Here is a 16,676-nt window from a genome sequence, read left to right as displayed (position 1 = left end):
TAGGTGATGTCAGTCGCCATCATGGTCGGCCAGCACGCCGAAGAAGCCGCCTTTCTCGCCGGCCTGCGCTACTACGCCGTCGGCGCGCCGCATTATGACCTGGCCCATCTCGGCGATCTGGACGAGCGGATCGAGGCTCATCTCGATGGTCTGCAGATCGCCGGCCTCAAGGGGCTTCATCTGTTGCTGGAGCAACTCACCCCACACGCCCAAGGCGAAGTATTCGCTACGGCTGCGCTGGCGCTGCGGCTGGGCAACGAGAGCGCCCTGGAAACCCTGTATCAGCATCTGCGAGAGCATCCTGAAGGCGAGCCGTATCTTGTCGCGGCGCTGGGCTGGTTGGAGTGGCACGAGGTCTCCGCCCTGATCGAACGCGACCTGAGTTCCACGGACGCCCAACGCCGCCGGATAGCCCTGGCTGCCCATGCCCTGCACGGCAAGGATCCCGGCCCGGCGCTGCTGTCGGCCCTGGGCCACGGTGATGCCAGCGTACTGGCTGCTGCGGCTCGGCTGGCTGGCACCCTGCGGCGTCGCGATCTGTTGCAGCCGCTGCGTCAGCACCGCCTGCACGGCGACGATGAAGTCCGTTTCTGGAGCAACTGGGCCAGTGCCCAGATGGGTGATCAGGAGGCGCTCGGCAACCTGCGCCTGTTCGCCGAGCAGCCAGGTGAACGGCGCAGGCCTGCGCTCGAGGTGCTGCTCGCCTGGCAACCGCGTGAGGCCAGCGTCGCCTGGTTGCGTGGCCTGATGCAGAGCGCGGCGCACCGCCATATGGCGATCCAGGCCATCGGTTTGTTTGGCGATCCGCAGACCATCCCCTGGCTGATCCGCCAGATGCACGAACTGCCCACGGCCCGTGCCGCGGGTGAAGCCTTCAGCCTGATCACCGGCACCGACCTCGCGGAACTCGACCTGGAATTGGACGTCTATCCCGACTACGACGAAGGCCCTACCGATGATCCGTCCGACGGTAACGTCACCATGGATCCGGACATCGACCTGCCCTGGCCCGATCCCCATCGGGTCGAACAGTGGTGGCAGAGCCGGCAACAGGGCTTGCAACCAGGCACCGGCTACCTGCTGGGCCAGCCGTTCAGTGAGCAGCAATGCATGGCGGTACTCCGCAGCTGGACGCAGCGACAACGAAGGGCCGCCGCCAGCCTGCTGGCGCGCTATCAGCCCACCCGTGTGCTGTTCGCGACGGATGCGCCGGCGAGTCGGCAAAAGCGATTGCTCGACAGCTGAGCCAGCCGTCGACGACACAAGGAGAGTGCGAACATGCTCAAGAAATCCCTGCCATGCCCCTCGCTATACTCGGTAACCGACGCGAATCATGCGGCTAGCGTACCTGTGCAAGCCGAGCGGCCAACTAGCGAAAATTGCGGACACCACAGCGGCAGCCGAAATCCCGAATACCGGCCTTCAGAAACCTTCAAGCAAGGACTCGCTTACCCATGAACACGCCACGCCACATTGTGCCTTGCGGTTTCTGCCCTTCCACGAATCACATTCACTCGACGAGGGAATGACCTTGAACCGCAAATCAATAGTCTGCTGCGCGCTGTTACTTACCGGACTACTCACACAGGGTTACGCCATGGCTTTTTCCAAGACGCTCTATCTGTTCTCAGCAGTCGAAGGCACGGTGCTGCTGGATGGCAAGCCGGTTCAAGGCGTTGAAATCGAACAGGAATACCACTGGCACTGGAAAAACGAACATCGCAAGAACACGGTACAAAGCGATGCACAAGGTCGCTTCCACCTTCCGGCGGTAACGGCGAAGTCGCTAACCGCTGGTTTCATGCCCCATGAGCCGGTAATCGGCCAGCGTCTGACGCTTCGTTATCAAGGCAAGGATCACAAGGGCTGGGTCTTCACCAAGCACAACTACGACGATCTAGGGGAGGTAAAGAATCGGCCGCTGAAGTTCGTCTGTGAGCTTAATAGCGAGCCCGTTGCACACCCTGAAACAGAGACCTTTGGCATCTGCGTTATCCAATAACGTCCTCTCTCACCAGACCAGAAGGATTCGGCTGTGAACCCCTTGAGCCCCAAACAATCCGCACAAATCGCCACTCACGTCTACACGGTCAAAGACGCCGTCGTGTCATCGATGGGAGGCATCGCGGATGAAGCCGCCCGTCTCGGGCTGAGCAACTCGTTCGACTTTTCCAATCTGCAAATGGCCAGTGGAACCAGCGGCGCGATATTTCGTACTCGCACCGGATTCGCTTACGCCGTGCAGGGTGTGGGCGGTCGCCAAGGGGAAATGCTGCTGGCCTTTCGCGGCACCGACAGCATTGCCGACGCCCTGACCGATGCGAACGCGGGATTGCAACGAGGACCAAGCACCTGGCCGGTTCACGCAGGCTTCAACGAAACATTCAAATCGTTGCGTGGCGATATCGACAACTTCATGCGCGGCCGCAACCCCAGCACTGTGCACTGCGTTGGTCATAGTTTGGGCGGCGCCCTCGCCACGTTGGCGGCCGATCATCTGAGCGAGCTTGGCGTAGCCGGCATCAAGCTCTACACCTTTGGCTCACCACGCACGGGTGTGGCCGGCTTCGCACGCCACCTGAGCGGTAAGCTCGGCGCCGACAATATCCACCGGGTCTACCACAGCGCTGACCCGGTGAGCATGGTGCCGATCTTCCCGTTCAGCCATGTGCCGGTTACCGGCAATGTCTGCATGATTCCGTGGAAGGGCGCGCAGATCAGCCCTGACGCTCACCGCATGACCTCCTACCTGCCTTCGATTGGCGATGCCAGCTGGAGAGGGCTCTACCGCAATCCGGAGCCGCCTCTGGATCGGGAAATCGATATCTGGCTGGAAAGCGCCAGCTACGGCCCGACCATGTTTTCTGCGGCAACGCTGTGGATGATCTCCAAGGCCATGCAGTACCTGCTCAAGAAGGCCGCCAATATCGTTATCGGCAGCGCGATCACCATCGGCGTTACAGTGCTGGATCAGATTGCCGGGATCCTGGTGCAAGGCGCCCAGATCTGCAAAGAGATCAGCGATTCGGTCCGCGCCCTGATCGTGAAAATCTTCAAGTTCCTGGGCCGTGCGGTCCCCGCGACCATTGAAGTGACCACGTTCTTCCTGCGCTGGGTACTCGACCTGCTCGCCCGAGCAGTCGTCGATATGGCGCGTCAGGCCATGCACCTGGTCATACGCTCCTGAGTCCAAAAGAAAACGGCGCCTTTAGGCGCCGTTTTCACATTACAGATCCCCTTCCTCAACCATCCTCGCGCTGCTGGCATCCAGCGCATAAGCCGCATCAGCCAGATCGTTGCTGACCTTCTCGACCTTCAGCGTGCCGCTGACCCATAGCGGTTCGTAGATATCGGGCAGGGCGATGCCCTTGGGGTAGCGCACCAGCACCAGTTGGTTCGGTGGTGGTGGCGGGACGTGGATGCATGCGCCTGGGTAGGGCACCAGGAAGAACAGTGTGCTACGTCCGGCGTTGTTGGTTTCCAGTGGCACCGGGTAGCCGCCGAGGCGGATCTTCTTGCCGTTCATGCCCGGCACGGTCTTGGCGGAATACATGACGGCGGGCAGGCCTTTGTCCTGCTGCTTCAAACCGCCCTTGCTGTCGAAGGTGCCTGAGCCTTCGGGGCCGTTGTGGGAGATTTCCGGCATCTGCTCCAGGGCGCGCTGATCCTCTTCGGGCATCAGGTCGAGCCAGTCGGTTTCGGGAAGTTCGGCGCGGGCGAAGCCGCTCAGCAACAGCAGGACCAGCAACAGGTAACGCATCGACGAGACTCACGTAATGGCAACGGGAGGCAGCCTCACGTCGATGCGTCAGGCTACCGGTTCAACTTTTCTTGGTGATCATGCCGAAGATCACCAGCAGGATGATCGCACCGACGACCGCACCGATGAAACCAGCCGCTTCACCCGCTTCGTAGATGCCCAACGCCTGACCACCGTAGGTTGCGGCGATGGAGCCACCTATGCCCAGCAGGATGGTCATGATCCAGCCCATGCTGTCATCGCCCGGCTTGAGGAAGCGAGCCACCAGACCCACGATCAGGCCGATGAAAATAGTGCCGATAATACCCATGACGCCCTCCGCAATTGAAAAAGGCGCCGCACGAATGCGGCGCCTTTCATCTGACGGAGACGGCGCGGGAGAGGTTCAAACTCCTGCGCCTGGCCTCAGCCGGCGTCGATCAGCGCCTGCACCTGAGCAATACGGCTGTCGAGAGTGGCGCGGTCTGCGCAGCGCAGCGTGGCGTGACCGACCTTGCGACCGGCCTTGAAGGCCTTGCCGTAGTGGTGCAGGTGGCACTCGTCGATAGCCGCCACTTTATCCACAGCCGGTACGCTGCCGATGAAGTTGAGCATGGCGCTCTCACCGACCTTGGCGGTCGAGCCCAGCGGCAGGCCAGCGACAGCGCGCAGGTGGTTCTCGAACTGGCTGCACTCGGCGCCTTCGATGGTCCAGTGCCCGGAGTTGTGCACGCGCGGGGCGATCTCGTTGGCCTTCAGGCCACCATCGACTTCGAAGAACTCGAAGGCCAGCACGCCGACGTAGTCGAGCTGTTTGAGCACACGGCCGACGTAATCCTCGGCCAGCGCCTGCAGCGGGTGCGCGGTGCTGGCGATCGACAGGCTGAGAATGCCGCTGCCGTGGGTGTTGTGCACCAGCGGGTAGAAGCGCGTTTCGCCATCACGGCCGCGCACGGCGACCAGCGACACCTCACCGGTGAACGGCACGAAGCCTTCGAGGATGCACGGCACGCTGCCCAGCTCGGCAAAGGCGCCAGCCACGTCTTCGGGCTTGCGCAGGACCTTCTGGCCCTTGCCGTCGTAGCCCAGGGTGCGGGTCTTCATCACCGCCGGTAGGCCAATGCTGGCAACGGCCGCATCGAGGTCAGCCTGGGACTGGATATCGGCGAACTCGGGCGTGGGGATGCCCAGGTCCTTGAACATCGACTTCTCGAACCAGCGATCACGGGCGATGCGCAGCGACTCGGCGCTCGGGTACACCGGCACGAACTGGGACAGGAAAGCCACGGTTTCCGCCGGCACACTCTCGAACTCGAACGTCACCAGGTCGACCTCGTCGGCCAGCTGGCGCAGGTGATCCTGATCGCCGTAATCGGCGCGGATGTGCTCGCCCAGGGCTTGCGCACAGGCGTCCGGCGCCGGGTCGAGAAACGCGAAATTCATCCCCAGCGGAGTGCCCGCCAGGGCCAACATGCGGCCGAGCTGGCCGCCACCGATTACGCCGATCTTCATCACTGTGCCCTCGGGTCCGGGTTTTCCAGCACGGTGTTGGTCTGCTCGTCGCGGAACTGCTTAAGCGCCGCGTGGAACTGCGGGTGCTGATGACCGAGGATGCTCGCCGCCAACAGCGCGGCGTTGATGGCGCCGGCCTTGCCGATGGCCAGGGTGGCCACCGGAATGCCGGCCGGCATCTGCACGATGGACAGCAGCGAGTCGACGCCCGAAAGCATGGACGACTGCACCGGCACACCGAGCACCGGCAGGTGGGTCTTGGCTGCGCACATGCCCGGCAGGTGGGCCGCGCCACCGGCACCGGCAATGATCACCTGGATGCCACGGCCCTCGGCTTCTTCGGCGTACTGGAACAGCAGGTCCGGCGTGCGGTGGGCGGAAACCACCTTCACTTCGTTGGGGATGCCCAGCTTGTCGAGCATCTCGACGGTATGGCTCAGGGTGCTCCAGTCGGATTTGGAACCCATGATCACGCCAACCAGTGCGCTCATCGTCGTGCCTCTCTACGTCTCGGGCGCAGGGCGCCATGTCGATTGATCGGGCGCTTGGCGCCGCGGCAGAAACAACAAACCACGCGGGAGGCGTGGTTTGCGGAAACCGGCAATTATACTGCAGTCGCACACAAATCGATAACCGACCGCCTGTCGGCCTATGACGCCCGGCGCACTGCTGTTGTCCTGGAGCAATACCCTGCCCCACCAGGCTTCGCATACTGCGGCCCTCATTGAGGAGGATCGCGCCATGCAACAGACCATGAAAGCAGCCGTCGTCCATGCCTTCGGCGAGCCGTTGCGGCTCGAAGAGGTGAAGGTTCCCCTGCCCGGCCCCGGGCAGATTCTGGTGAAGATCGAGGCGGCGGGCGTTTGCCACACCGACCTGCACGCCGCCGACGGCGACTGGCCGGTAAAACCCAGCCTACCGTTCATTCCAGGCCATGAAGGCGTCGGCTACGTTGCCGCGGTCGGTGCCGGCGTAACCCGGGTGCGCGAAGGCGACCGGGTCGGCGTGCCCTGGCTGTACACCGCCTGCGGCTGCTGCGAACACTGCCTGACCGGCTGGGAAACCCTCTGTGCCGATCAGCAGAACACCGGTTACTCGGTCAACGGCAGCTACGCCGAATACGTGCTGGCCGACCCAAACTATGTGGGTATCCTGCCGAAGAACGTCGAATTCGCCGAGATCGCGCCGATCCTCTGTGCCGGCGTTACCGTCTATAAAGGTCTGAAGGTCACGGGCGCCCGGCCCGGCCAGTGGGTGGCAATTTCCGGCATCGGCGGCCTCGGTCACGTGGCGGTGCAGTACGCTCGCGCCATGGGCCTGCACGTGGCCGCCATCGACGTGGACGACGCCAAGCTGGCGCTGGCCAGAAAGCTCGGCGCCAGCCTGACCATCAATGCCCGTCAGGAAAACCCGGCCGAAGTCATCCAGCGTGATATCGGCGGCGCCCACGGCGTGCTGGTCACCGCCGTATCGAACAGCGCCTTCGGCCAGGCCATCGGCATGGCCCGGCGGGGCGGCACCGTCGCCCTGGTGGGGCTGCCACCCGGCGACTTCCCGACGCCGATCTTCGATGTGGTGCTCAAGGCCATCAGCATCACCGGCTCCATCGTCGGCACCCGCGCGGATCTGCAGGAGGCGCTGGACTTCGCTGGCGAGGGACTGGTGAAGGCGACCATCCACCGTGACCGGCTGGACAACGTCAACGGCGTGCTCGAACAGATGCGTGCGGGGCAGATCGAAGGCCGGGTGGTGATGCAATTCTGATCGTGGCGTCTGACAGCGCGGAACGGGCTCACATCACGCGCTGTCAGACGCAGTTAGAATCGCCTCATCACCCACCAAAGGACCATGCCATGACACGGCTGTCGCTGCTTATCGCCTCAACCTTCCTGACCTTCAATGCCAGCGCTCTGGAGCTGGCGAAATATCCCAAGGCCTTCGCCGCCGACAAGGGCGTCAGCGTCGTGGTCGCGCCCAGCAGCGACGAGAAGCAGGCCCTCGTGCAGATCAGCGGTATCAACCATCCGCTCGATGAAGTGGTGCTGCTGACCGACGTCAACGCGCGCAGCCAGGACGAAAGCGATTACGCCACCACCCTCGATGGCAGCGCCTACGTACTGGTTGGCCAGCGCCAGGAGTGGGGCGGCGAGTCCTACCAGCTGTACCTGCCGGGCAACCGTGAGCCGCTGTACCTGAGCTTCGACGAGAAGGCCAGCAAGGCGGTCAAGCCGGCCGAGCTGCTGGCGCTGTACGAGAAGCAGAAAAAGGATGGCGTGCAGGACAAGCTGGCCAAGTTCGACCGCGAGAAGCGCCAGCAGTACCACGTCGAACGCCTGCAGCAGATGGACAAGGAGGCGTCGGCCAGCTGCGGCACCGACCTAAAGACCGAGGTCAACTGGCAGGCCCTGGACGAGCCGCTGCTCAAGGAACTGAGCGTGTCCGGCTACTGCGGCGAGGTGGTCAACCAGATGAACAGCCTGTGCAGCAGCTCGCCAGAATTCAAGGAGCAGGCCGCCAAGCTCAATACCGTCGAGTGCAGCTTCGGCAAGGAAATGAAGATCCGCGAGCAGGGCAATCGCATCCTGTTCACCACCGAGCGTGACGCCGCCAACCAGGGCGAATTCATTAACGCCTTCCTGCGTAACCGCTAGTAAACGTCCCCCCGGCGGGCGGCCATCATGGCCGCCCGCTTTCATTCGGAAATCCGAACGCCTTCAGGTCGAAAAACCGAACAACCGACCGCCCCGCCCTGCCTACCTTCGCAAACTAAAAATTAAAAACCTTTAAATTCATAAAGTTGAGCACTAAACATGGCGCCGAGAAGGTCTGGCACACATCCTGCTCTCTACCTGTCAGGAAAGCGATAGCCGCTCCACATGGAGGTACGTACCTCGCCGTACGTCCTCAATAACAACAACACCGAGGAAATCGACCCATGCGTATCGTCCCCCGCGTACTGGCTGTAGCCGTTGCCGCCACCCTGATGTCCAGCCCGGTTTTCGCCGCCGAACTGACCGGCACCCTGAAGAAGATCAAGGATTCGGGCACCATCACCCTGGGTCACCGCGACTCGTCCATCCCCTTCTCCTACTACGGTGACACCTCCAAGCAGCCGGTTGGCTACTCCCACGACCTGCAACTGAAAGTGGTCGAAGATCTCAAGAAAGAGCTGGAGATGCCTGACCTGAAAGTGCGCTACAACCTGGTCACCTCCCAGACCCGTATCCCCCTGGTGCAGAACGGCACCGTGGATCTGGAGTGCGGCTCCACCACCAACAACGTCGAGCGTCAGCGCCAGGTCGACTTCTCCGTCGGCATCTTCGAAGTGGGTACCCGCCTGCTGACCAAGAAGAGCAGCGGCGTGAACGATTTCGAAGACCTCAAGGGCAAGAACGTGGTGACCACCGCCGGCACCACCTCCGAGCGCCTGCTCAAGTCCATGAACGCCGAGAAGAAGATGGGCATGAACGTGATTTCCGCCAAGGATCACGGCGAGTCCTTCCTGATGCTCGAGTCCAACCGCGCCGTGGCCTTCATGATGGATGACGCCCTGCTGGCCGGCGAGATGGCCAAGGCCAAGAAGCCGGACGACTGGCACGTGGTAGGCACCCCGCAGTCCTTCGAAATCTACGGCTGCATGGTTCGCAAGGGCGACGAAGGCTTCAAGAAGGTGGTCGACAAGGCCATCTCCGACACCTTCGCTTCGGGCGAAATCAACGACATCTACAACAAGTGGTTCCAGCAGCCGGTTCCGCCAAAAGGCCTGAACCTCAATTTCCCGATGAGCGAAGAGCTGAAGAAGCTGATCGCCAATCCCACCGACAAGTCTGCCGAGCAGATCTGACGGTGTGATGCCACGCCCCTTTCACGAGAAGGGGCGTAGCGGGGACCCGGAGGGGCCGGCGGCCTCTCCATCCATTTCCTGACGAAGCCAAAAAACGTCCGTTCGTGCGGATGCGGGCAACTGTTGCCCTTCATCAACGTATTCAAGATCTCGCGAGCTAGAGCCATGCAAGGCGCAACGACCAACGGGAGTAACAGCCAAAGGCTGGCCCGAAGGGCGAGCGCCAGCGAGTAAAGCAGGCGAGGAAGCGGAGTGTGCTGTAGCACATGAGCATTCCGAGCCTGGTTTCAACGCAGCAGGGCCGACGCGCAGCAGATCGCTTCCTCACAAGAGGGGAAACCCGATGAACTACAACTGGGACTGGGGCATCTTCTTCAAGTCCACCGGCATTGGCGATGAAATCTACCTGGAGTGGTTCATTACCGGTCTGGGCTGGACCATCGCCATCGCCCTGGTCGGCTGGCTGATCGCCCTGTCGCTTGGCTCGCTGCTCGGTGTGATGCGCACCGTGCCGAACCGCCTGATCTCCGGGATCGCCACCGCCTATGTGGAGATCTTCCGTAACGTACCGCTGCTGGTGCAGCTGTTCCTCTGGTACTTCCTGGTGCCGGACCTGCTGCCCGAGCCGCTGGAAATCTGGTTCAAGCAGGACCTCAACCCGGCTACCTCGGCCTACCTGAGCGTGGTCGTATGCCTGGGCCTATTCACCGCCGCCCGCGTCTGCGAACAGGTGCGCACCGGCATCCAGGCGTTGCCCAAGGGCCAGACTGCGGCGGCCTATGCCATGGGCTTTCGCCTGCCGCAGATCTACAAGAACGTGCTGCTGCCCCAGGCCTACCGGATCATCATTCCGCCGCTCACCAGCGAGTTTCTGAACATCTTCAAGAACTCCTCGGTAGCCTCGCTGATCGGCCTCATGGAGCTGCTCGCGCAGACCAAGCAGACCGCCGAATTCAGCGCCAACCTGTTCGAAGCCTTCACACTGGCGACGCTGATCTACTTCACCCTGAACATGAGCCTGATGATGATCATGCGCATGGTCGAGCGTAAGGTCGCCGTACCGGGCCTGATTTCCGTGGGAGGCAAATGATGGACTTCAGTCAGATCATTCCCGCTCTGCCAGGCCTCTGGGAAGGCATGGCCATGACCCTGCAACTGATGGTCATGGGCGTTATCGGTGGCGTGGTTCTCGGCACCCTGCTGGCGCTGATGCGCTTGTCGAACAGCGTGCTGCTGTCCAAGATTGCCGCCACCTACGTCAACTACTTCCGCTCGATCCCGCTGCTGCTGGTGATCACCTGGTTCTACTTCGCAGTGCCGTTCATCCTGCGCTGGATCACCGGTGAAGACACCCCCGTGGGCGCGTTCGCGTCCTGTCTGGTGGCCTTCATCATGTTCGAGGCGGCGTACTTCTGCGAAATCGTCCGTGCCGGCATCCAGTCGATTCCGCGCGGCCAGATGGGCGCGGCCCAGGCGCTGGGCATGAGCTACGGCCAGACCATGCGCCTGATCATCCTGCCCCAGGCGTTTCGCAAGATGACTCCGCTGCTGCTGCAGCAGAGCATCATCCTGTTCCAGGACACCTCGCTGGTTTACACCGTCGGCCTGATGGACTTCCTCAACGCCGCCCGCTCGCGCGGCGACATTCTGGGTCAGCCCCATGAATTCCTGATCTTCGCCGGCCTGGTCTACTTCACCATCAGCTTCGCTGCCTCGCAGCTGGTCAAGCTCCTGCAAAAAAGGTTAGCCGTATGATTTCCATCAAGAACGTCAACAAGTGGTATGGGGACTTCCAGGTGCTGACCGACTGCACCACGGACGTCAAGAAAGGCGAAGTGGTCGTGGTCTGCGGACCGTCCGGTTCGGGCAAGTCGACCCTGATCAAGTGCGTCAACGCCCTGGAGCCGTTCCAAAAGGGCGACATCGTGGTCGACGGCACCTCGATTGCCGACAAGAAGACTAACCTGCCGAAACTGCGCTCGCGCGTCGGCATGGTGTTCCAGCACTTCGAGCTGTTCCCGCACCTGACCATCACCGAAAACCTGACCATCGCGCAGATCAAGGTGCTCGGCCGCAGCAAGGAAGAAGCCACCAAGAAGGGCCTGGCGCTGCTCGAGCGCGTCGGCCTCAAGGAGCACGCCCACAAGCATCCGGGTCAACTCTCCGGTGGCCAGCAGCAGCGTGTGGCCATCGCCCGTGCCCTGGCGATGGATCCGGTGGTGATGCTGTTCGACGAACCGACCTCGGCGCTCGACCCGGAGATGGTCAACGAAGTGCTCGACGTGATGGTGCAGCTGGCCCACGAAGGCATGACCATGATGTGCGTGACCCACGAGATGGGCTTCGCCCGCAAGGTCGCCGACCGGGTGATTTTCATGGACGCCGGCAAGATCGTCGAGGACTGCCCCAAGGAAGAGTTCTTCGGCGACATCAGCGCCCGCTCCGACCGCGCCCAGCAGTTCCTCGCCAAGATCCTTCAGCATTGATGCGCCAGGCCCGCTATCGCCGATAGCGGGCCTACACTCGAAAAGCCCAATAAAAATTCGAGGCCCCATCATGCGTGTTCTGCACTTCAAAACCCTGACACTCAGCGTCGCCATCGCCGCCTGCAGCAATGCCGTGCTGGCCGCCAATCTGGACGGCGGCGCGGTCGCCGCGCCTGACGAATACGCCGCCAAGGTGGCCGCCGAGGTCCTCAAGAAAGGTGGCAATGCGGTCGACGCCGCCGTCGCCACCGCCTTCACCCTGGCCATCACCTACCCCGAAGCCGGCAACATCGGCGGCGGCGGCTTCATGACCCTGTTCATGGATGGCAAGCCGTACTTCCTCGACTACCGGGAGACCGCGCCCAAGGCCGCTACCAAGACCATGTACCTAGACGACAAGGGCGAGGTGATCGAGAACCTCAGCCTGGTCGGCGCCAAGGCCGCCGGCGTGCCCGGTACGGTGATGGGCCTTTGGGAAGCGCACAAGCGCTTCGGCAAGCTGCCGTGGAGCGAGCTGCTGACGCCCGCCATCGGCTACGCCAACAGTGGCTTCAAGGTCGCCGACCAGCAGTTCCAGTATCGCGAAGACGCCATCGGCCTGTTCAACGGCAAGACCAACTTCACCGCACACTTCGGCAGCATGCGCCCAGGGGAAACCTTCAAGCAGCCGCTGATGGCCAAGACCCTGGAGCGCATTGCGGCCAATGGCCCGGACGAGTTCTACAAGGGCAAGACCGCCGACCTGCTGGTCGCCCAGATGCAGCGTGACGGCGGGCTGATCACCAAACAGGATCTGGCCGACTACCGCGTCAAATGGCGCGAGCCGATGCGCGTCGACTGGCAGGGCAACAGCCTGTACACCGCGCCGCTGCCCAGCTCCGGCGGTATCGCCCTGGCCCAGCTGATCGGTATCAAGGAGCAGCGCGCCGCCGACTTCAAGGGCGTCGAGCTGAACTCCGCGCGCTATATCCACCTCCTGGCCGAGATCGAGAAGCGGGTGTTCGCCGACCGCGCCGATTACCTGGGCGACCCGGACTTCTCCAAGGTGCCGGTCGCCAAACTGATCGACGCCGAGTACCTCAAGCGCCGCGCTGCCGAGGTCAACCCAACCGCCATCTCGCCGACCGAGAAGGTTCGCCCGGGCCTGGAGCCGCACCAGACCACGCACTTCTCGATCGTCGACGCCGACGGCAACGCGGTCAGCAACACCTACACCCTGAACTGGGACTTCGGCAGCGGCGTGGTAGTCGAAGGCGCCGGCTTCCTGCTCAACGACGAGATGGACGACTTCAGCTCCAAGCCTGGCGTGGCCAACGCCTTCGGTGTGGTCGGTAGCGATGCCAACGCCATCGAGCCGGGCAAGCGCATGCTGTCGTCGATGAGCCCGAGCATCGTCACCCGTGACGGCAAGGTCAGCCTGGTGCTGGGCACGCCCGGCGGCTCGCGGATCTTCACCTCGATCTTCCAGGTGCTCAACAACGTCTACGACTTCAAGTTGCCTCTGGAGAAGGCTGTAGCCGCCCAGCGCGTGCACCACCAGCTGCTGCCCAAGGACACCATCTATTACGACGCCTACGCGCCGCTCACCGGCAAGGTCGCCGACGAGCTGAAGGCCATGGGCTACGTGCTCGAAGACCAGGGCTGGAACATGGGCGATATCCAGGCCATCCGCGTCGACGGGCGCAGCCTGCAAACCGCTTCCGACCCCCGCGGTCGCGGTGTCGGCATGGTGGTCAAACCCTGAGCGGCATGGCATGACTCACGTTTCACGGCACCGCTGCGCCCGCAGCGGTGACCGATCTGCCCTGCCCTTGCGCGGGCTGGCTAGGTCGCGGTGACTGTGATGCAATGCGTGTCCATCAGTCTCCCTGGGGTGCCGCCCGCCTTGGCTGCCAAACCGCGCTACGTCCGCCACCTGTCGCTGACCCTGCTGATGCTGGCGCTGGTGGCTGCCTGCGGTTACGCCGGTTACTACCTGAGCGAACAGTCGGGTATCCGCAGCCTGGTCGACAGCGGCGAGCGCCAGCTCGAGCTCAACGCCCGGGCAGTGGAAAGCGAGATCAACAAGTACACCTACCTACCCAGCCTGCTGGAGCTCGAATCCAACGTCAGCCGCCTGCTGCTGACGCCCGACGCCTACCGGCGCCAACGCGTCAATGACTACCTCGAAGGCCTCAACCAGCGCAGCGGCAGCCTGGCCATCTACGTGATGGACACCGAAGGCCGGGTGCTGGCCACCAGCAACTGGCGCCAGGCTGACAGCTACCTGGGCGAGGATCTGTCCTTCCGCGCCTATTTCCAGGACGCACTGGAAGGCGAACAGGGCCGCTTCTACGGCATAGGCAGTACCACCGGCGAGCCCGGCTATTACCTGTCCCACGGCCTGCGTGCCAACGGCCGAATCATCGGCGTGGCAGTGGTCAAGGTGCGCCTCGATCCACTGGAGCAGCGCTGGCAACGGGCGCGACTGGAGGCCTACGTCAGCGACGAGAACGGCATCATCATCCTTTCCAGTGATCCGGCGCGACGGCTCAAGGCCGTGCGCCCACTCAATGCCGACACCAAGGAACGCCTGGCGCGCAGCCTGCAATATCACTGGTCGTCACTCGACGAGCTGATGCCTCTGGCACGCGAGACGCTGGCCGATGGCGTCGAGCAGGTCAGCTTCGCGGGCCACAACGCGCAGGATGCCAGCGAGGTTACAAACTATCTGGCCCAGAGCCGCCCGCTGGAAGACACACCCTGGCACCTGACCCTGCTGAGCCCGCTGCAGGACCTGCGCCGCGAAGCGGTCAGCCACGGCATGCTGGCCGCCGCCGCCTTCGCCCTGCTGGCCTTTCTGCTGATCGCCTGGAACGAGCGCCGCAAGGTGATCGCCACCCGCCTGGCCGCCCGTGAAGCCCTGCAACGTGCCAATAGCGAGCTGGAGCGCAAGATCACCGAACGCACTGCCGACCTGCGCGCCAGCAACGAGCGCCTCAAGGCGCAGATTCGCGAGCGCCGCCAGGCCGAGCAAACCCTGCGCCTGGCCCAGGACGAGTTGGTGCAGGCCGGCAAGCTGGCGGTCATCGGGCAAATGTCCACCAGCATCGCCCACGAGCTCAACCAGCCGCTGGCGGCGCTGCGCACGCTGTCCGGCAATACCGTGCGTTTCCTGTCCCGCGGCGCCTATGACGTGGCCACCACCAACCTGCAGACCATCAACGAGCTGGTCGACCGCATGGGCAAGATCACCGGCAGCCTGCGCGCCTTCGCCCGCCGCGCCAACGATGGCGGCGAAGCCAGCCTGAGCAAGGCCGTGGACGCCGCGCTACAGGTCGTGCAGCCGCGCCTGGAGCGCACGCCACTGACCATTCACCGCGAGTTCGCCGACGCGCGCCTGGCGATCAACCAGACCCGCCTGGAGCAGATTCTGGTCAACCTGATCGCCAACGCCGCCGATGCCATGAGCGCCCAGGCAGATCGCCAGCTGTGGTTGCGGGGCAGCGCAGAGGGCGAGCGCTATCGCCTGCGCGTGATCGACAACGGTCCCGGCATCGCCCCCGAAGACCGCACCCACCTGTTCGAACCCTTCTTCACCACCAAGCCCGGCGAGCAGGGCCTGGGGCTTGGTCTCACGCTGTCCGCCAGCCTCGCCGCAGCCGCCGGCGGCAATCTTAGCGCTGACCATCCGCCCCAGGGCGGTACCGCTTTCGAACTCAACCTGAGCCAGGTTGCAGCTGTCATGGAGACACCCGATGAATGATGACCTCACCGTGCTGATCGTCGAGGACGACCCCCACGTACTGCTCGGCTGCCAGCAGGCCCTGACCCTGGAGGACATTCCCTGCGAAGGCGTGGGCAGCGCCGAAGACGCCCTGAAGCGTATCGACGCGGATTTCGCCGGCATCGTCATCAGCGACATCCGCCTGCCCGGCATGGACGGCCTGCAACTGCTCGGCGAGCTCAAACGCCGCGACCCCAGCCTGCCGGTGGTGCTGATCACCGGCCACGGCGATATCGGCATGGCGGTCGGCGCCATGCGCGACGGCGCCTACGACTTCATGGAAAAACCCTTCTCGCCGGAGCGCCTGGTAGAAGTGGCCCGTCGCGCGCTAGAGCAGCGCAGCCTGGCTCGCGAAGTTTCGTCGTTGCGCCGCCAGCTGGCCGGCAAGCAGGCCCTGGAACACCGCTTGATCGGCCGTTCGCCGGCCATGCAGCAGCTGCGCGAACTGATCGCCAATGTCGCCGATACTTCGGCCAAACTACTGATCGAAGGCGAGACCGGCACCGGCAAGGAGCTGGTCGCCCGCTGTCTGCACGATTTCAGTCGCCGGCAAAGCAAGGCCTTCGTGGCGCTCAACTGCGGCGGCCTGCCGGAGAATCTGTTCGAGAGCGAAATCTTCGGCCACGAAGCCCATGCCTTCACCGGCGCCGGCAAGCGCCGTATCGGCAAGATCGAGCACGCCAACGGCGGCAGCCTGTTTCTCGACGAAATCGAAAGCATGCCGCTCAACCTGCAGATCAAACTGCTGCGCGTGCTGCAGGAGCACAGCCTGGAGCGATTGGGCTCGAACCAGCCGGTGGCTGTGGATTGCCGGGTGATCGCCGCCACCAAGTCCGACCTCGACGAGGCCGGCAAGAGCGGCCAGTTCCGTAGCGACCTGTACTACCGCCTCAACGTGGTGACCCTCGAACTGCCACCGCTGCGCGAGCGCCGCGAGGACATCGCCCTGCTGTTCGAACACTTCCTGCAACTCTCGGCCCTGCGCTTCGACCGCGCCGCGCCGGAGCTGGATCGTCACACCCTGGCCGCGCTGATGGCCCACGACTGGCCCGGCAACGTGCGCGAACTGCGCAACGTCGCCGAGCGCTTCGCCCTCGGCCTGCCGGCCTTCAAGAAGAGCGGCAGCAACGGAGGCAATGCCGCCACCTTCGCCGAAGCCGTGGAAGCCTTCGAACGCAACCTGCTGGTCGATGCGCTCGACCAGCATGCCGGCAACCTCAGCCAGGCAGCCCAGGCCCTGGGCATGGCCAAGACCACGCTGTTCGACAAGGTGAAGAAGTACGGGCTGGGGTAAAAGCCGAGCAACTATCTAAAGATCACTGTGGGAAT

The 16,676-nt window shown here is 63.4% G+C and carries 16 protein-coding genes; 12 read left to right on the top strand and 4 right to left on the bottom strand.

Annotated elements, in window-relative coordinates; all coding sequences use genetic code 11:
- Nucleotides 1-6: 6 nt before the first annotated feature.
- The 3 genes from PVA39_RS01110 (at nucleotide 7) to PVA39_RS01100 (ending at nucleotide 3,187) form a co-directional block, all read left to right on the top strand.
- Complete coding sequence (locus tag PVA39_RS01110) at nucleotides 7-1,245, top strand: TIGR02270 family protein (RefSeq protein WP_274122435.1); 1,239 nt, start codon at nucleotides 7-9, stop codon at nucleotides 1,243-1,245.
- A 352-nt stretch (nucleotides 1,246-1,597) separates the two neighbouring features.
- Entirely contained in the window at nucleotides 1,598-2,002 is a 405-nt protein-coding gene (locus PVA39_RS01105; protein WP_244154103.1) for a DUF4198 domain-containing protein, read from the top strand.
- A gap of 33 nt (nucleotides 2,003-2,035) precedes the next feature.
- Entirely contained in the window at nucleotides 2,036-3,187 is a 1,152-nt protein-coding gene (locus PVA39_RS01100) for a lipase family protein (protein ID WP_274122434.1), read from the top strand.
- A 39-nt stretch (nucleotides 3,188-3,226) separates the two neighbouring features.
- Here the strand turns inward: PVA39_RS01100 and PVA39_RS01095 are convergent, their stop codons facing one another.
- The 4 genes from PVA39_RS01095 to purE form a co-directional block, all read right to left on the bottom strand.
- Complete coding sequence (locus PVA39_RS01095; protein ID WP_147176259.1) at nucleotides 3,227-3,760, bottom strand: DUF3299 domain-containing protein; 534 nt, start codon at nucleotides 3,758-3,760, stop codon at nucleotides 3,227-3,229.
- A 61-nt stretch (nucleotides 3,761-3,821) separates the two neighbouring features.
- A complete protein-coding gene (locus tag PVA39_RS01090; protein WP_093500853.1) occupies nucleotides 3,822-4,070 on the bottom strand; it encodes a GlsB/YeaQ/YmgE family stress response membrane protein in 249 nt (82 codons plus the stop codon).
- A 95-nt stretch (nucleotides 4,071-4,165) separates the two neighbouring features.
- Nucleotides 4,166-5,251 carry a 5-(carboxyamino)imidazole ribonucleotide synthase gene (locus PVA39_RS01085; protein WP_274122433.1) on the bottom strand — a complete coding sequence of 362 codons (1,086 nt, stop codon included), beginning with the start codon at nucleotides 5,249-5,251 and terminating at the stop codon, nucleotides 4,166-4,168.
- Nucleotides 5,251-5,742, bottom strand: coding sequence for a 5-(carboxyamino)imidazole ribonucleotide mutase (purE, locus tag PVA39_RS01080; protein WP_073263433.1), 492 nt, complete (start codon nucleotides 5,740-5,742; stop codon nucleotides 5,251-5,253). The genes PVA39_RS01085 and purE overlap by 1 nt, the downstream gene beginning before the upstream one ends.
- 250 nt (nucleotides 5,743-5,992) lie before the next feature.
- On the opposite strand from purE, the gene adhP reads away from it, so the two are divergent.
- From adhP to PVA39_RS01035, 9 genes are all read left to right on the top strand, one after another.
- Nucleotides 5,993-7,015: an alcohol dehydrogenase AdhP gene (gene adhP, locus PVA39_RS01075; protein ID WP_274122432.1), complete on the top strand. Its 1,023-nt coding sequence runs from the start codon at nucleotides 5,993-5,995 to the stop codon at nucleotides 7,013-7,015.
- A gap of 89 nt (nucleotides 7,016-7,104) precedes the next feature.
- Nucleotides 7,105-7,902, top strand: a complete 798-nt coding sequence (locus tag PVA39_RS01070) for a hypothetical protein (RefSeq protein ID WP_274122431.1) — start codon at nucleotides 7,105-7,107, stop codon at nucleotides 7,900-7,902.
- A 284-nt stretch (nucleotides 7,903-8,186) separates the two neighbouring features.
- A complete protein-coding gene (locus PVA39_RS01065) occupies nucleotides 8,187-9,095 on the top strand; it encodes a glutamate/aspartate ABC transporter substrate-binding protein (protein WP_274122430.1) in 909 nt (302 codons plus the stop codon).
- 343 nt (nucleotides 9,096-9,438) lie between these two features.
- On the top strand, nucleotides 9,439-10,185 hold the full coding sequence (locus tag PVA39_RS01060; protein ID WP_093500863.1) for an amino acid ABC transporter permease: 747 nt from the start codon (nucleotides 9,439-9,441) through the stop codon (nucleotides 10,183-10,185).
- Nucleotides 10,182-10,850, top strand: coding sequence for an amino acid ABC transporter permease (locus tag PVA39_RS01055; RefSeq protein WP_178109863.1), 669 nt, complete (start codon nucleotides 10,182-10,184; stop codon nucleotides 10,848-10,850). Before PVA39_RS01060 ends, PVA39_RS01055 begins: the two co-directional genes overlap by 4 nt.
- Nucleotides 10,847-11,581, top strand: coding sequence for an amino acid ABC transporter ATP-binding protein (locus PVA39_RS01050; RefSeq protein WP_013793461.1), 735 nt, complete (start codon nucleotides 10,847-10,849; stop codon nucleotides 11,579-11,581). Before PVA39_RS01055 ends, PVA39_RS01050 begins: the two co-directional genes overlap by 4 nt.
- A 70-nt stretch (nucleotides 11,582-11,651) precedes the next feature.
- A complete protein-coding gene (gene ggt, locus PVA39_RS01045) occupies nucleotides 11,652-13,325 on the top strand; it encodes a gamma-glutamyltransferase (RefSeq protein ID WP_274122429.1) in 1,674 nt (557 codons plus the stop codon).
- A gap of 99 nt (nucleotides 13,326-13,424) precedes the next feature.
- Nucleotides 13,425-15,326, top strand: coding sequence for a sensor histidine kinase (locus PVA39_RS01040; protein WP_274122428.1), 1,902 nt, complete (start codon nucleotides 13,425-13,427; stop codon nucleotides 15,324-15,326).
- Nucleotides 15,319-16,641: a sigma-54-dependent transcriptional regulator gene (locus PVA39_RS01035; RefSeq protein ID WP_274122427.1), complete on the top strand. Its 1,323-nt coding sequence runs from the start codon at nucleotides 15,319-15,321 to the stop codon at nucleotides 16,639-16,641. The genes PVA39_RS01040 and PVA39_RS01035 overlap by 8 nt, the downstream gene beginning before the upstream one ends.
- The last annotated feature ends 35 nt before the right edge of the window (nucleotides 16,642-16,676 follow it).

The organism is Pseudomonas sp. CNPSo 3701, assembly GCF_028674975.1.
GTDB classification, from domain to species: Bacteria; Pseudomonadota; Gammaproteobacteria; order Pseudomonadales; family Pseudomonadaceae; genus Aquipseudomonas; species Aquipseudomonas straminea.
This window is presented reverse-complemented; position numbering and strand designations above follow the sequence as displayed.

What these genes read in the sequence shown, in the direction of transcription:
- PVA39_RS01110 (WP_274122435.1), top strand. Translation starts at nt 7, where the DNA reads ATGTCAGTCGCCATCATGGTCGGCCAGCACGCCGAAGAAGCCGCCTTT.
- PVA39_RS01105 (WP_244154103.1), top strand. Translation starts at nt 1,598, where the DNA reads ATGGCTTTTTCCAAGACGCTCTATCTGTTCTCAGCAGTCGAAGGCACG.
- PVA39_RS01095 (WP_147176259.1), bottom strand. Translation starts at nt 3,760, where the DNA reads ATGCGTTACCTGTTGCTGGTCCTGCTGTTGCTGAGCGGCTTCGCCCGC.
- PVA39_RS01090 (WP_093500853.1), bottom strand. Translation starts at nt 4,070, where the DNA reads ATGGGTATTATCGGCACTATTTTCATCGGCCTGATCGTGGGTCTGGTG.
- PVA39_RS01085 (WP_274122433.1), bottom strand. Translation starts at nt 5,251, where the DNA reads ATGAAGATCGGCGTAATCGGTGGCGGCCAGCTCGGCCGCATGTTGGCC.
- purE (WP_073263433.1), bottom strand. Translation starts at nt 5,742, where the DNA reads ATGAGCGCACTGGTTGGCGTGATCATGGGTTCCAAATCCGACTGGAGC.
- adhP (WP_274122432.1), top strand. Translation starts at nt 5,993, where the DNA reads ATGCAACAGACCATGAAAGCAGCCGTCGTCCATGCCTTCGGCGAGCCG.
- PVA39_RS01070 (WP_274122431.1), top strand. Translation starts at nt 7,105, where the DNA reads ATGACACGGCTGTCGCTGCTTATCGCCTCAACCTTCCTGACCTTCAAT.
- PVA39_RS01065 (WP_274122430.1), top strand. Translation starts at nt 8,187, where the DNA reads ATGCGTATCGTCCCCCGCGTACTGGCTGTAGCCGTTGCCGCCACCCTG.
- PVA39_RS01060 (WP_093500863.1), top strand. Translation starts at nt 9,439, where the DNA reads ATGAACTACAACTGGGACTGGGGCATCTTCTTCAAGTCCACCGGCATT.
- PVA39_RS01055 (WP_178109863.1), top strand. Translation starts at nt 10,182, where the DNA reads ATGATGGACTTCAGTCAGATCATTCCCGCTCTGCCAGGCCTCTGGGAA.
- PVA39_RS01050 (WP_013793461.1), top strand. Translation starts at nt 10,847, where the DNA reads ATGATTTCCATCAAGAACGTCAACAAGTGGTATGGGGACTTCCAGGTG.
- ggt (WP_274122429.1), top strand. Translation starts at nt 11,652, where the DNA reads ATGCGTGTTCTGCACTTCAAAACCCTGACACTCAGCGTCGCCATCGCC.
- PVA39_RS01040 (WP_274122428.1), top strand. Translation starts at nt 13,425, where the DNA reads ATGCAATGCGTGTCCATCAGTCTCCCTGGGGTGCCGCCCGCCTTGGCT.
- PVA39_RS01035 (WP_274122427.1), top strand. Translation starts at nt 15,319, where the DNA reads ATGAATGATGACCTCACCGTGCTGATCGTCGAGGACGACCCCCACGTA.